We start from the raw sequence: 13,081 nt of genomic DNA on the forward strand, positions 1-13,081 counted from the left end.
GCGTCCGCCGGTGGTGCGGGCATGGCGATGGGGTCCCGTCGGCCGGTGGGCGGGGGGACTGTTCGGGTTGACCGCGCTGCTGGCGGTCGCCGGGCTTGTTCCCCGGTTGGCGGCCGGCGAGGAGCCGGCGTGGTCCAGCGTGGGGTCGAGTCTTCTCCTGCCGCTGGCCGCGGCGGCGGCCGGGGCTTTGATCATCGCTCGGAAGCCGGGGCACGTCGTGGGTCCGCTGCTGGCCGCGTCCGGGCTGTCGATCGCACTCGGTGACGCGGCCGAGGCCTATGCCCGGGTTCATCCTTCGGCTCTAACGGGCTGGCTCGGCTCCTGGGTTTCGAGTGCGGGAACGGGGCTGTTGCTGTTCCCCCTGCTCTTCGTTCCGGACGGCCGGCTGCCTTCCCGCAGGTGGCGGCCGTTCCTGATCGGAGCCGGCGGATTCTTCTCGGCGCTGACCGTGGCCGCCGCCATCACCCCGGGTCCGCTGCGGGCGGCGCCGGCGTTGCCTAATCCGTTCGGCGTTTCCGCCCTCGCCGGTCCGATCGGGGGCGTCCGGGCCGCCGAGCCGGTGGTTATGGGCGTCATGGTGGTGGTCATGGCGGCGGCCGTGTTGCTGCGGCATCGCCGTGCCGCTCCCGAGCAGCGCCGTCAACTCGAGTGGCTCGTCGCGTCGGCCCTCCTGTTCATAACGGTGATTCTGGTCAACGTCGTCGCGGGCGCTCTGGGCGTCACCCTGCCGGGCCTCGTCAGCGACGGGCTCTTCCTGATGGCCGTGATCGGCTTCCCGGTGGCTCTGGGCGTGGCGATCCTGCGGCACCGCCTCCTCGACATCGACGCCGTCCTCGGCCCGGCACTGGCCTACGGCGCGGTGTCGGTCGTGCTCACCGGCCTCTATCTGGCCGTCGTCACCTACCTGGGCGGGCTGGCGGTCTCGCCCGCCTCCCTCGTCGCCGCGGCTCTGGTCGCCGTGGTGTTCGCGCCCCTTCGGGACCGGCTCCAGGCCGTGGTGGACAGGTTCCTGCATGGTGAGCGGGAGCCGTACCGGCTGCTGGTGGAACTCGGGCAGCGGCTGGACGCGCTGGTCGAACCAGACGCCGTCCCGGGGACCGTGGCACAGTCCGTCGCCGAGACGCTGCGCCTGCCGGGGGCCCAGGTGGTGATCGAGGCGCGGGACGGCTCAGTCCTGCGCATCGCCTGCCACGGCCGGCTGGAATCAGACCCCGTCAGTCTTCCCCTTCAGCATCACGGCGAGCGGGTCGGGCGGCTCGACGTGAGCCGCAGAGCGCCGGGGGAGGAGTTCACCCGTCGCGAGCTCCGCCTGCTCGCCGGCCTCGCCCAGCAGATCGCGGTCGCCGCCTCCGTGGTCCGGCTCACCGATGAGTTGCGCGCCTCACGTGAACGTCTGGTGGTCTCGCGCGAGGAGGAGCGCCGCCGCCTCCGGCGCGACCTGCATGACGGAGTGGGTCCGCGGCTGGCGGCGTTGTCGATGCGCTTGGAATCGGGCAAGGCCGGGTTGGCGGACCGGCCGGACCTGGCCGCATGGGCCGACGAACTCGGCGGATACGTCAGAGGCACCATGGACGACCTCAGGCGAGCCGTGCGGGGCCTGCGCCCGCCGAGCCTGGACGAGCTCGGGCTGCTGGGCGCGCTGGAAGAGATGTGCGCGCGGCACGACATCGTCGCCCTCCACCTGCCGGAGACCCTCCCTCCACTGTCGGCCGCCGTCGAGGTGGCGGCCTACCGCATCCTCGATGAAGCCGTGACCAACGTCATGCGGCACGCGCACGCACGACGTTGTGACGTCTCGGTGACGATGGACGAGGACCTGGTCGTCGAGGTCGCCGACGACGGGGGCGGCTTCGCCGGAAGGCGTGCGGGTGTCGGCATGCAGAGCATGCGGGAACGAGCGGAGGAGCTCGGCGGCCGGCTGACCGTGGAGACGTCGTCCACAGGAACTAAGATCATGGCCGTCCTGCCGATGGGAGGCCGGCGATACGTATCGTGATCGTGGATGATCACCCGCTGTTCCGGGACGGGCTGCGCGGACTGCTCGAGTCGATTCCCGGGGTCGAGGTGGCGGGCGAAGCCGGCGACGGAGCGGAGGCGGTCGCCGTCGTCGCGGAGACGCGGCCCGACGTCGTCCTCATGGACGTCGCGATGCCGCGGACCAACGGCATCACGGCGACACGCGAGATCCTGGCCCGCCATCCGGAGGTCGCGGTGCTGATGATCTCGATGGTGGACGAGGACGCGTCACTCGTGGCCGCTCTCCGCGCGGGAGCTCTGGGCTACCTGCGGAAGGACGCCACACGGGACGACGTGCGGACCGCTCTCGACGCGGTGGCCCGCGGCCATGCCGTGCTGGCCCCTGGACTGGCCAGAAGGCTGCTCACGGCGCCCCCCTCGCGCGCGTTCGACGAGTTGACCGTCCGGGAGGAGGAGGTGCTGCGGATGATCGCCGACGGGCGTACGAACGAGGAGATCGCGGCCTCGTTGGTGCTCAGCCTGAAGACCGTGCGCAATCACGTGTCCAACATCTACGCCAAGCTCGGTGTCGCCAGCCGTACTCAGGCGGCGATCAGGGCCCGCGAAGCCGGACTGTAGATCCTCGCCAGTACCCGTCATCAGGAGCGGTGCGGATCCGTCCCGGAGGCCGGTCGGCCGAGGCCGTGGGCGCGTGCCTTGGCCACGACCTCGCCGCGGTCGGCGGCGTGCAGTTTGCCGAGGATCGTCGAGACGTTGTTGCGCACGGTCTTCGGCGTGATGGAGAGCCTGCGGCCGATGGCCTGGTTGCCGAGGCCGCCGGCGACGAGGTCCAAGATCTCCAACTCGCGCGGACTCAACTCGGGGAACGGCCGCGCCGTCACGGCCTGCGGGCCTTCTGCGAAGGAGCGCAGCACCCGACGGGCGATTTCAGAGCCGAAGACGGCCTCGCCCGCGGCCACGGCCAGCACGGCACGCACGACGTCGGCTCGGTCCGAGCCTTTGAGGAGGTAGCCGGTGGCGCCGGCACGGATGGCGGCGTACACCGAGTCGTCGTCGGCGTGCATGGTCAGCACGAGTACGGCGGGACCGCCCTGTGCGCTGATCCGCCGGGTCGCCTCGACGCCGCTCATCCCCGGCATCGTCAGATCCATCAGCACCACGTCGGGCCGCAACGAGGTGACGGCCTCGATCGCGGACACTCCATCGGTGGCCGCCCCCACCACCTCGAGCTCGGGCAGGCCCGTGAGTGCGGTCCGCAGGCCGTCAAGGAAGATCGGATGGTCGTCGACGATGAGGACCCGCACGGCCGTGGTCATGATCACATCCTCGCAGCAGACGAGGACGGCACCGGCAACAGGGCGATGACCCGGGTGCCCCCGCCGTGACCCGCTGCGACCGTCACGCTGCCGCCCAGCTCGTCGGCGCGTTCCCGCATGGAGGCGAGGCCGACGCCGTCGCGGTGGGGCGACGCGAGGCCGGTCCCGTCATCGGTGATCTCGACCCGCAGCCGGTGTTCGTCCAGGTTCAGCGTGACAGTGCAGGTGCCGGCGTCGGCATGCCGGACGACGTTGGTCATCGCCTCGGTGACGATCCGGTATGCGGCCACCTCGACGGCCGCGCTGTTCACCGTCAGATCGTCAGGACAGTCGACCACCACGTGCAGACCTGCCACGCGCAGTGCGGTCGCGTGTTCTCGTACGACTCCGACCAATCCGAGATCGTCGAGAGAAGGCGGACGCAGCCCGTGGACGACCTGGCGGACATCGGTGACGGACTGGCTGATCAGAGCCTTGATCTTCGAGATCAGCCGGGACGCCTCGGCGTCGAGCGCCCGGTCGGCGAGCACGTCGACCTGGAGGCTGGCCGCGGCCAGCAGCGGACCTAAGCCGTCGTGCAGATCCCGCCGGATCCGCAGGCGTTCCTCCTCCCTCGCCCGGACGATGTGTTCCCTGGACTCGCGCAGGTCCTCGGCGAGGCGAGCCGCCCTGACCGCGATGGCGATCTGCCCGGCGAGGTCGGTGAGCAGTTCCAGCTCGGCGGCGTCGAAGCGGGCCTGCCCGGAACGGCGGCCGACCAGCAGCGTTCCTTCCTGCCGCCCGTGGCTGATCAGGGGAAGAGCGAGCATGTGTGGGGCGGCGGCGACCTCGGCGCCGACCAGGACCTGCGCGTGCGGCAGGCGCAGCATCGTGCTGAGAGCGTCGGTGACCGTGCGCAGCAGCTCCTCCAGTGCGTTGGTGCGGGCCAGTCGTTCAGCGAGATGGGTGAGCACCTGGTAGGGACGACTGCGATCACCGAAGAGCAGTCGGTCCACGACACGCATTAGCCGGTCTTTGACGGGACTCAGCGAAACCGCCACCACGGCCGTGGCCAGCAGTGAGGCGCTGCGGCTCGGGTCGGGCGCGAGCAGCGTGGACGTGGCCGCGAAGCTCCCGAGGTAGGCCGCGATCACCAGCCCCGTGAGCACCGAGTACACGATCGTGCGATCGAGCACGACGGCGATGTCGAACAGGTCGGCCCGTAGGACCGCCACTCCGGTGGCGGCCGGCAGCGCGGCCACCCCGATGCCTTCCAGGGCGGCCCCGGCCCACTCAGGGGTCCACGCATCCGTCACCAGCCCTGCCACGGTGGTCACGATGAAGACGACGGCGGCCAACGCGAGCCAGGCGAGCCGGTCCCTGTCCGCCCCGCCCGCACGGCGCCACCGCACGATGATCGACGCCATTCCGATCATGGTGAGGCCGAGCAGCACGAAGAGCGTGACCGTCGTGACCGCCGGGGCCACCGTTTCGAGCGCGGGTACGCCCAGGGGGTTTTGGGCGTAGTCGTCCTCGAAGACCCGTCCCGGCGTGACGACGACCGACGTGATGAGGACCGCCAGCGCGGCCGTCGTGGCGTGCAACGCCCACCGCCAGCGCGGCGTCGGCAGTCGCCCGTCGGGATAGAGCAGCAACGGGTAGGTCGTGGCACACACCCACCCCAGGGCGAACAGCGCATTCTGGACCAGCACCAGCAGCGGTCCCAGCACGGAACCCGGGTGCGTCGCGACCATGTGCTGGGAGAGCCCGTCCATGACGGCGGCGCCGTACTGCAGCACGCCCACGGCGAGAAAGAGCCAGCCGACGCGGTTCTCCGGGCGATGCCACGCGATCAGCCCGCCGACCAGTGGAAAGGCGAGAAATCCGGCGAACCAGATGATGTCCGCGGTCGATGGAGCGTCCACCGCGCTGACCAGCCCCGCGCCGAACGCGGTCACGAAGAAGAGGACAACGGATGCGCCGAGCAGACCTGCGGCACTGAAGCGCGACAGCCCGGTGCGGGCCACGATCATCTCCTTGCGTTCCACGACGGTGCTTCCACGACGGTGCGGGAACCATAACGCGGCCCCCGTCCCGTCGTCCCGGGACGTTCGTCCCGTGAAGGGACAGACGTGGACAAGGGACTCGTGAGGGCGTCCGACCGTCGTCTTCGGGCCGTCGGACCGAGCAAGGTCATGGGGACGGCGTCGTTGACGATCCGCCGTTCTCACCCACCTGGAGGAAAGATGTCCACGATCAACGCCGACGCGGCGGTCGAACCGGCGGCCGCGCGGATTTCCGCGCGATCCGCATACGGCACCGCGTCGGTCGCGGCCCTGGCCCTGTTCGCCTTGATGTTCGGTACATGGGCGCCCGAGTCCCCCGACGTCGGCACCGCCGGTGCCGCCGAAATCCGCGCATGGGCGTCGGAGGCCGCCTCCACGTTGCAGATGAATGCCTTCGCCGGAGCGCTCGGTCTCGTCGCGCTGATCGTGCTGACCGGCGCCCTGGCCCGTCTGGCCCGCCGGTTCCTCCCCGAGTCCTCGCTCCGTGAGGTCATCGTCCTCGGCGGCGGACTGCTCGTCGCGATCAACGCCGTCGTCACCGGTCTCACGTTGCTTTGGCTGCTTTCGGACGTTTCCGCGCTCAATGACACGGTGGTGCAGACCTGGTATTCCATGTCGTGGTTCGGCCAGATGCTCGGGGAGATCTCCATCGTCGCCCAGTCGGTGTTGCTGGCAGCGTTCTCGATCGCCGCCCTCCGCGGCAGGATCATCAGCCGGTGGATGAGCTGGCTCGGCGTCGTGCTCGCCGCGACCGGTCTGATCAGCATTGTGGGATTGGTCGTGCCGTCGGCGGTCTTCGACACGGCCTGGCTCGCCGCCCTGTACGGATGGTCCCTCTGGCTGCTGATCGCGTCGATCGTCTTCGGCGTCCGGCGACTGCGGGGGTAGCCACAGCACCTGAACAGCCCGAACGCCTCGAGCCGAGTACGGCCGGGGCGTTCTGCGGCCCGGCTCAGGAGGTGCGCTTGCCGGGCCGGCTGGTCGATTGCCTCCGGTCTCACGATGTGTGAACTCCGTCAGCCCTGGGATCTATCTCGAAAGGCACCGAATTGCTTTCGCTCGAGATTGATCTTCGTGCGGCATACCAGGACGCCTTTTTCTCTTGCGCGAAATTTAGCAGGGGAACAGCCGATATGGCCGGCCGGCTCTCGGGCCGCATATGCCGAGGATTCAGGGGGATCGGGCGCTCGCCGTCGAGACTGACGCCTCTGTTTATCGATCGCGGCCAGGGGGACATTGCTGTCGTAATCGCCCATTCCGGGCGAATCAGCGCATTCGGGAGGCCGACATGTATGGACACCTACCGTATCGCGATTCCGGTCCGGCTCCCCGCATCGGGGGCGTGCGCGGCTGGCAGGCCGACATTCTTCGCGGCCAGTCATAGCTGAATGAGCCGGGGTACTGCGGCCCGTGCAGGCCGCAGTACCTCGACCATGTCAGGCGGGGCGATGCATTGGGGGCGTTCGTGGCGCGACTGTCTTACCCTGCCGCTCGGCGCAGCGATGTGGTGGAGGATCTGTTCGGATTCCGGGTTCCCGATCCCTACCGATGGTTGGAAGACGGCGATGACGCGTGCGTGCGGGACTGGGCAACGGCCCAGGATCGTCTCTTTCACACGTATCGCGCCGGATGGCATGACAAGCAGTCGTGGGCGTCCTTGGTGGACCAGATGTCATCCTTCGGCGTCTCGGAGCCGCCGATGGCGCGTGGTTCGGTCTTGTTCGTCGCCGAGCAGCTCCGTGGGGATGAGCAACGGCGCCTGCTCGTCGTCGACGCCGAGGGGAACAGGCGGGCGCTGGTCGATCCGATAGAGATCGATCCGTCCGGCCACACCGGGTTGTATGCCTGGTGGCCGTCGCGCGAGGGCGAACGTGTGGCCGTCCAGATGGAGGTCGCCGAGCAGCCCGGCAGCGACGTCATGGTGCTGGACGTGCGCACCGGCGAGCCGGTGGACGGGCCGCTGCCACGCGCCCGCAACACCTCGCTTGCCTGGCTGCCGGGAGGGGACGCGTTCTACTACGTCAGCCGTGTTCCCGATGAGGAGCTGGCCCCTGACGACATGCGTCTGCACCGGCGGGTGAGGTTGCATCGCATCGGTTCGCCCTGGGAGGCCGACACCGTGGTTTTCGGCGGCGACGACGCCCCCGACCACTATTACGGGCTCACGGTCAGCGCCGACGGCCGTCATCTGGCGATCACTGCGACGGTCGGGCCCGCCTCGCACAACGATGTGTACGTGGCGGAGCTCATCGATCCGGAAACCCCGCATTTCGTCAAGATCGTGGACGGGCCCGCCATAGGCGCCCGTGTTCTCCCGCGTTTCCTCGCGGACGGCGATCTGCTGCTGGTAACCGACCATGAGGCCCCGTGCGGCCGCATATGCACGGCGCACCGGCACGACACCGACCCGGCTGCATGGCGAACTCTGGTAGCCGAAGATCCCGAGGCTCCCTTGGACGAGTGTCTGGTCCTGGACGACCCGGCGCTTCCGCAGCCCTTCCTTCTGGTGGCACGCACCCGCCACGGCACCTCCGCCCTGACACTGCATGACCTGGCCAGTGGCCGGCTGCTCGGCGAACTGCCCCTTCCCGGTGCGGGCGTCGTTTCGTCCCTGCGTACAAAAATCCCGCACGGACGTCACGCATGGTTCAGCTACTGCGACGCGACCACGCCCCCCACCATCTATCGCTACGACGCCACGAGCGGAATGACGGAGCAGGAAGCCGGCGCCACAATAGCCGGACATACTCCAGAAATCCGCAGCCACAGCATTCGCTATCAGGCCGGCGACGGCACCGAGATCACGCTGTTCCTGTTCACCCCGTCTGAAGAACATCAGGGCCCCCGGCCCACTCTCCTTTACGGCTACGGCAGTTTCGGCATGCCGATGCGCCCATGGTTCTTCCCCATGGCAGCCGCATGGGTCAGCGCCGGCGGCATCTATGCGCTCGCCTGTGTACGCGGGGGAGGCGAAGAAGGCCAACGCTGGCACGACGCCGGCCGCGGACCACACAAACACCGCGCAGTGAGCGACTTCAACGACGCCGCGGCCTGGCTCATCGACACCGGTCGAACCACCCGTGACCAACTGGCGATCTATGGCCAGTCCGGCGGCGGACTGCTGGTCACCGCCGCCGCCACACAGCGACCGGACCTGTACGCCGCGGTCATCGCCGAAGGCCCGCTCTGTGACATGGTGCGCTACGAACAATTCGGCCTGGGATGCACATGGACCGACGAATTCGGCACCGCCTCCCAGTCCGAACAACTCCAATGGCTTCTCTCATACTCGCCTTACCACAACGTCACGCCCGGAGCCCCTTATCCCGCATTCCTCTTCGCCGGCGCGGTAACCGATCTGCAGACTGGAGAGGCCCACGTCACCAAAATGTGCGCGGCCCTCCAACACGCCACCAGCAGCGACCGGCCGATTCTCATGCGTCGAGAACCCGACACCGCCCACGCCGCCTTTCCTGCGAGTAAAGAACGCGCCCTGGCGGCGGACATCCTGGCCTTCGCCGGAAAATACACCGGTCTGTCGCTGGAAAAGCCGACCGAGCGTTTTCGCGAGACTGCCGCAGAGGCCCACTGAGTACGCCTACGGGAATGCGTGGCGTAGGGAAAATCAGCGATTACGCAGTAATTCGTCGAATGAGGCTAGGTGGCGAGAGGGAGGCGGAGGACGAAGCGGGCGCCCGTCGGGTGGTCGGCGGCGTACAGGTGACCCCCGTAGACCCGCGCGATCTCACGTGCGATGGGCAGGCCGAGCCCGGAGCCACCGGGGTCCTTGCGACGGGCGTCGTCCAGGCGGCGGAGCCGTTCGAAGATCTTCTCGCGGTCGGCCAGGGCGATGCCGGGTCCGTCGTCGATGACCTCGAGAACCGCATCCGGCGGGTCCGTGGTGACGATGATCTCGATTGTGGTGGTGGTATGCCGTTCGGCGTTGGCCACCAGGTTGCCCAGAAGCCGGGCCAGTCGGATCCGGGAGGCGCGCACCATGACCTGTGGATCGGTGCGGGTGTGGACGGCGGCCGTCAGGGGGCGTCGTTCCAGTTCCTCCACGACGAAACGGCCCAGATCGATCAGTTCGGCGGCGTCGCCGGGCGTCGCGGTGTCCATCCGGGCGAGTTCGAGCAGGTCGGCCACGATCTCATTGAGCCGCTCGGCGTCTCGCAGCAATTTGGACAGGATCTCGTGCGTGTCGGTGCTGGGCTCGGAAAGCGCGACCTCCAGTTCGGTCAGGAGCCCGGTGATCGGGTTGCGCAGGTCGTGGGAGGCGTCGAAGACGAACCGCCGCTGCCGTTCGATGGCCTCTTTCAGAGCCGCCATGGTCTGGCGTTGTTGTCCGGCCGTCCGCTTGAGCCGTTCGTTGAGGTCGTGCAGCTCGTGGGCGCGGGCGTAGACGTTGGTCGTCACCGCCTCCAGCGCCGTCCGGGTGTCGTCGACTTCGCGTTCGCCGTACCGTCTCAGCTGGTGGAGGAAATCGGTGACCTCCTCGACCGTGTGAATGATCAGTTTCACTTCGCCGTCCGGGCCGAGGACGGGCGTGTCGACCGCACTCCAGTACCGCTCCTTGAACACCCCCGGCCGGCCGGGCGTCTCGACGTCGTACCTTTGCAGTGGCAGGGCGTTTCGCTCGCCGGTGGCCACCACCCGTTGCAGCGAAGCACGCAGAACCTGCATCCCATGCGCGGCGGGATCGTTGGGAGCGTGCGGATTGTCGGGAAAAGCGGTGAAGGCCAGATGGCCGAGCACGTCAGCCCGGGTCCTCCCCATCACAGCCAGAAAGGCCTCATTGACCGCCACGATGACGAAATCCGGCGTCAGCACCGCCGCCGGGACCACGAGGGCATCGAACACCATCTTGTAGTCGAGCGCTGAGTCCATCACCTCACCTCACCGCCAGTAGCGTGATGGAAATCACAACTTACTACGCGAAAAGTGTGTTGTTGCCATAAAGGCGGTCATATGGGTCTTGCCTGGAGAGCAATCGTCAAGAGTTGCGGGTCCCGCCTCACGTCAGGTTTCGCGTGCAGGCGGTGATCGGGCCAGCCGGTGTCGTGGCCGAACGTCGTGATGAGCATCCGGTCGTCGGCGTAGATTCGCGGCATGCGCGTGCCGTTTGCCAGCCTTGCGCCGGCCGGTCACACCTACCCGCTGATCCCGCTCGCGATCGCCGTACGAGATGCCGGACATGAGGTGTATTTCGCCGCCGGGGAGGCCATGCACGCACCGCTGGCCGCGAACGGACTGCGGCCCTTCCGCCGAGCAATAGTCAAGACTTGTGGATGAAGATCTTTTAGGCGGCTTCGGGTTGGGGGTGTTCGTCGGGTCGTTCGACGAGCTTGCCGGCCTCGAACGTGGCGCCGGCGCGGACGAGCGCGAGGAGTGCTTCTCGAAGGACCCACTCCACGCCAGCGGACTTGACCGCTTCGAGTTCACCATCCTCGGAAGCGGCGGTGCCGGCCAACCGGGACCGGTGACCCACTACACCCGACCAGATCCGTCCCGCCGCAGGTCGCAGGTGGCCGTGGACGGCATTCCCCGTCCGGACAGACGCCTGCAGCGGTCGGGAAGAGCTGGCCATGGGGTGTGCCGCTGCCCATCCGAGGGTGAAGTCGAGATCCGGTGGGGTGGTGCTCGAGCCCAGCGGAGTGCGCCGTGCTGAGTCCGGCACGCGAGGACTACCTGCGGACGCAGATCGCGCACCGATTAGGTTCCCGCGCCGTGCCCGTCTGTACGTGTGAGATCGACTCACGAGAGGCTGGCACGATGCGGAAACTGATCTTCGGCATGAACCTGAGCCTGGACGGCTACATCGCCGCGCCCGGCGACGACCTCGGCTGGAGCGTACCGAGCGACGAGCTGTTCCAGTGGTGGTCCGACCGGGTGGGGGCGACCGGCCTGGCGCTGTACGGGCGCAAACTGTGGGAGACGATGAGCTCCCACTGGCCGACCGCCGACCAGCAGTCCGGCGCCACACCGGCGGAGATCGAGTACGCCCGCCGCTGGCGGGACATGCCGAAGGTGGTGTTCTCCTCGACGACCAGCACGGTCGACTGGAACACCCGCCTGGTCACCGGCGACGCGGTCACCGAGATCACCCGGCTCAAGGCCGAGGACGGCGGCCCCATGGACATCGGCGGCGCCACGCTCGCCGGGGCGGCCATGCGGGCCGGGCTGATCGACGAGTACGTGCTGGTCACCCACCCGGTCCTGGTGGGCGGCGGCACGCCGTTCTTTACAGCCCTGGACAGCTGGGTGAACCTGAACCTGGTGGAGACGCGGACGTTTCCCGGCGGCGTGGTGCTGACCCGATACGAGACGAGGCGATGAGCACGGGCCAGATGCTCGGCTCGTGAGGCCAGGTCCTGGGCTCGTGAGGCCAGGTCGAAATCCTTCCTGGCGTGCTCACCGTGACCCTCGGCTATGAGGGAACCTTCCCCGGGCCCTTCCTTGCGTTCCGAGTGAGCTGTTGACCGACTTGCTGGAGATGAGGGCGACGGCGTCGTTGATTGTGACGATGTTCTTCGGGCATGAAGATGCCCCGCCGGCAACGCCGGCGGGGCGGTGGTGTTCGCGTTGTCGCGTTGGTGTTCAGCTGGTCGGGGTGCTCATTCCGCGGTGACTTCGGTGACGGCGGCCCGTGCGCTGGACTCGTCGACGATGCGGCTTTTGTCTGATGACAGTGTCGGGGGCAGGCCCAGCCATGGTTTGTCGGTGGCGTCGAATCCGGTGAGCTCGGCGATCTTCCCGTCGACGATGTGCAGGACCGCGATGGTAAATAGCCGGTACTCCGGGTCGTCGGGGGTGCGGAGGTACAGCACGGCGGCAGGCATGCGGTTGACCGTCGTGGTGATACAGCGCCAGTCGTCGTGGCCGCGCTGGAAGAGCCCACCGGAGACCCAGCCGTCCACCGCGTCCTTGGCCGTGATGACCGAGGTTCCCGGCTCGGGCAGCATCGCGAAGCGCAGGTCGTCGCGCAGCAGGGACATCAGCCCGTCCAGGTCGTTGCGCTCATGGGCGTCGATATACGACTTCACCACGCCCCGCTCGTCATTCGACAGCTCGTGGGTGGCGGGGCTCCGCCAGTCGAGGCGGCGGTCGGGCAGCTGCTCGCGCATCGTCACACGCGCCCGCTGCAGTGCGCTGGTCACCGATGCGACGGTCAGCTCGAGGGCGTCGGCGGCCTTCGACGCCGGCCAGCCGAGGACGTCGCGCAGGATGAACACCGCCCGCTGCCGCGGCGGCAGGTGCTGGACGGCGACGATGAACGCCAGCTCGATCGTCTCCCGCGCCACCACCGATTCCTGCGGGTCCTCGGGGAGCATCCGGTCGGGGTACGGCTGCAGGTACAGCACTTCGGAGCCGGGGTCCGACAGCCCGGACGGTACGGGTGTGCGGTCGTTGCGCTTCTCCAGGAAGTCGAGGCAGGCGTTCGTCGCGATCCGGTACAGCCAGGTCCGCAGCGCGGCGTGGCCCTTGAACGACTTCCGCTTTTCCCACGCTCGCAGGAACGTCTCCTGCGTCACGTCCTGGGCGTCCTCGTAGTTCGCGAGCATCCGGTAGCAGTGCACCTGCAGCTCACGCCGGTGGCGCTCCGTGATGAGTGCGAACTGCGTCGTGTCGCCTGAGCGGGCCGCCGCGATGAACGTGGCCTCATCGGCGCCCAGCGGTCTGGCGTCGGTCATGGTCATCAATCCTTCCACCGGTGCGAGGGCTACCGGAACTGACGACATGGCG

11 protein-coding genes are annotated in these 13,081 nt (G+C 68.4%); 6 read left to right on the forward strand and 5 right to left on the reverse strand.

Going from position 1 to position 13,081, the window contains the following annotated elements:
* Window positions 1-10: 10 nt before the first annotated feature.
* The gene (locus Pth03_RS30785; RefSeq protein WP_203947937.1) at window positions 11-1,996 is read left to right on the forward strand and encodes a sensor histidine kinase; all 1,986 of its coding nucleotides are present in this window, start codon (window positions 11-13) and stop codon (window positions 1,994-1,996) included.
* Window positions 1,997-1,998: 2 nt separating this feature from the next.
* On the forward strand, window positions 1,999-2,595 hold the full coding sequence (locus Pth03_RS30790) for a response regulator (protein ID WP_239119486.1): 597 nt from the start codon (window positions 1,999-2,001) through the stop codon (window positions 2,593-2,595).
* A 20-nt stretch (window positions 2,596-2,615) separates the two neighbouring features.
* Here Pth03_RS30790 and Pth03_RS30795 read toward each other — a convergent pair whose 3' ends face one another.
* A complete protein-coding gene (locus Pth03_RS30795; protein WP_203947938.1) occupies window positions 2,616-3,293 on the reverse strand; it encodes a response regulator transcription factor in 678 nt (225 codons plus the stop codon).
* Between the two features lie 2 nt (window positions 3,294-3,295).
* Complete coding sequence (locus Pth03_RS30800; protein ID WP_203947939.1) at window positions 3,296-5,320, reverse strand: sensor histidine kinase; 2,025 nt, start codon at window positions 5,318-5,320, stop codon at window positions 3,296-3,298.
* A gap of 198 nt (window positions 5,321-5,518) precedes the next feature.
* Here Pth03_RS30800 and Pth03_RS30805 point away from each other — a divergent pair, with 198 nt between their 5' ends.
* Window positions 5,519-6,226: a hypothetical protein gene (locus Pth03_RS30805; RefSeq protein ID WP_203947940.1), complete on the forward strand. Its 708-nt coding sequence runs from the start codon at window positions 5,519-5,521 to the stop codon at window positions 6,224-6,226.
* Window positions 6,227-6,803: 577 nt separating this feature from the next.
* Window positions 6,804-8,930: a prolyl oligopeptidase family serine peptidase gene (locus Pth03_RS30810; protein WP_203947941.1), complete on the forward strand. Its 2,127-nt coding sequence runs from the start codon at window positions 6,804-6,806 to the stop codon at window positions 8,928-8,930.
* 65 nt (window positions 8,931-8,995) lie between these two features.
* Here the strand turns inward: Pth03_RS30810 and Pth03_RS30815 are convergent, their stop codons facing one another.
* A complete protein-coding gene (locus Pth03_RS30815; protein WP_203947942.1) occupies window positions 8,996-10,225 on the reverse strand; it encodes a PAS domain-containing sensor histidine kinase in 1,230 nt (409 codons plus the stop codon).
* Between the two features lie 222 nt (window positions 10,226-10,447).
* On the opposite strand from Pth03_RS30815, the gene Pth03_RS30820 reads away from it, so the two are divergent.
* Window positions 10,448-10,630, forward strand: coding sequence for a hypothetical protein (locus Pth03_RS30820; RefSeq protein ID WP_203947943.1), 183 nt, complete (start codon window positions 10,448-10,450; stop codon window positions 10,628-10,630).
* Window positions 10,631-10,637: 7 nt separating this feature from the next.
* Here the strand turns inward: Pth03_RS30820 and Pth03_RS30825 are convergent, their stop codons facing one another.
* The gene (locus Pth03_RS30825; protein ID WP_203947944.1) at window positions 10,638-10,808 is read right to left on the reverse strand and encodes a hypothetical protein; all 171 of its coding nucleotides are present in this window, start codon (window positions 10,806-10,808) and stop codon (window positions 10,638-10,640) included.
* Window positions 10,809-11,110: 302 nt separating this feature from the next.
* On the opposite strand from Pth03_RS30825, the gene Pth03_RS30830 reads away from it, so the two are divergent.
* Entirely contained in the window at window positions 11,111-11,674 is a 564-nt protein-coding gene (locus Pth03_RS30830; protein WP_203947945.1) for a dihydrofolate reductase family protein, read from the forward strand.
* Between the two features lie 278 nt (window positions 11,675-11,952).
* On the opposite strand, the gene Pth03_RS30835 is transcribed toward Pth03_RS30830, so the two are convergent.
* Window positions 11,953-13,029 (reverse strand): RNA polymerase subunit sigma-70, encoded by a 1,077-nt coding sequence (locus Pth03_RS30835; protein ID WP_203947946.1) that lies wholly within the window; start codon window positions 13,027-13,029, stop codon window positions 11,953-11,955.
* Window positions 13,030-13,081 lie beyond the last annotated feature (52 nt).

Origin of the sequence: Planotetraspora thailandica (genome assembly GCF_016863335.1) — a bacterium.
Classification (GTDB): Bacteria; Actinomycetota; Actinomycetes; order Streptosporangiales; family Streptosporangiaceae; genus Planotetraspora; species Planotetraspora thailandica.

What these genes read in the sequence shown, in the direction of transcription:
- Pth03_RS30795 (WP_203947938.1), bottom strand. Translation starts at nt 3,293, where the DNA reads ATGACCACGGCCGTGCGGGTCCTCATCGTCGACGACCATCCGATCTTC.
- Pth03_RS30805 (WP_203947940.1), top strand. Translation starts at nt 5,519, where the DNA reads ATGTCCACGATCAACGCCGACGCGGCGGTCGAACCGGCGGCCGCGCGG.
- Pth03_RS30815 (WP_203947942.1), bottom strand. Translation starts at nt 10,225, where the DNA reads ATGGACTCAGCGCTCGACTACAAGATGGTGTTCGATGCCCTCGTGGTC.
- Pth03_RS30820 (WP_203947943.1), top strand. Translation starts at nt 10,448, where the DNA reads ATGCGCGTGCCGTTTGCCAGCCTTGCGCCGGCCGGTCACACCTACCCG.
- Pth03_RS30830 (WP_203947945.1), top strand. Translation starts at nt 11,111, where the DNA reads ATGCGGAAACTGATCTTCGGCATGAACCTGAGCCTGGACGGCTACATC.
- Pth03_RS30835 (WP_203947946.1), bottom strand. Translation starts at nt 13,029, where the DNA reads ATGACCGACGCCAGACCGCTGGGCGCCGATGAGGCCACGTTCATCGCG.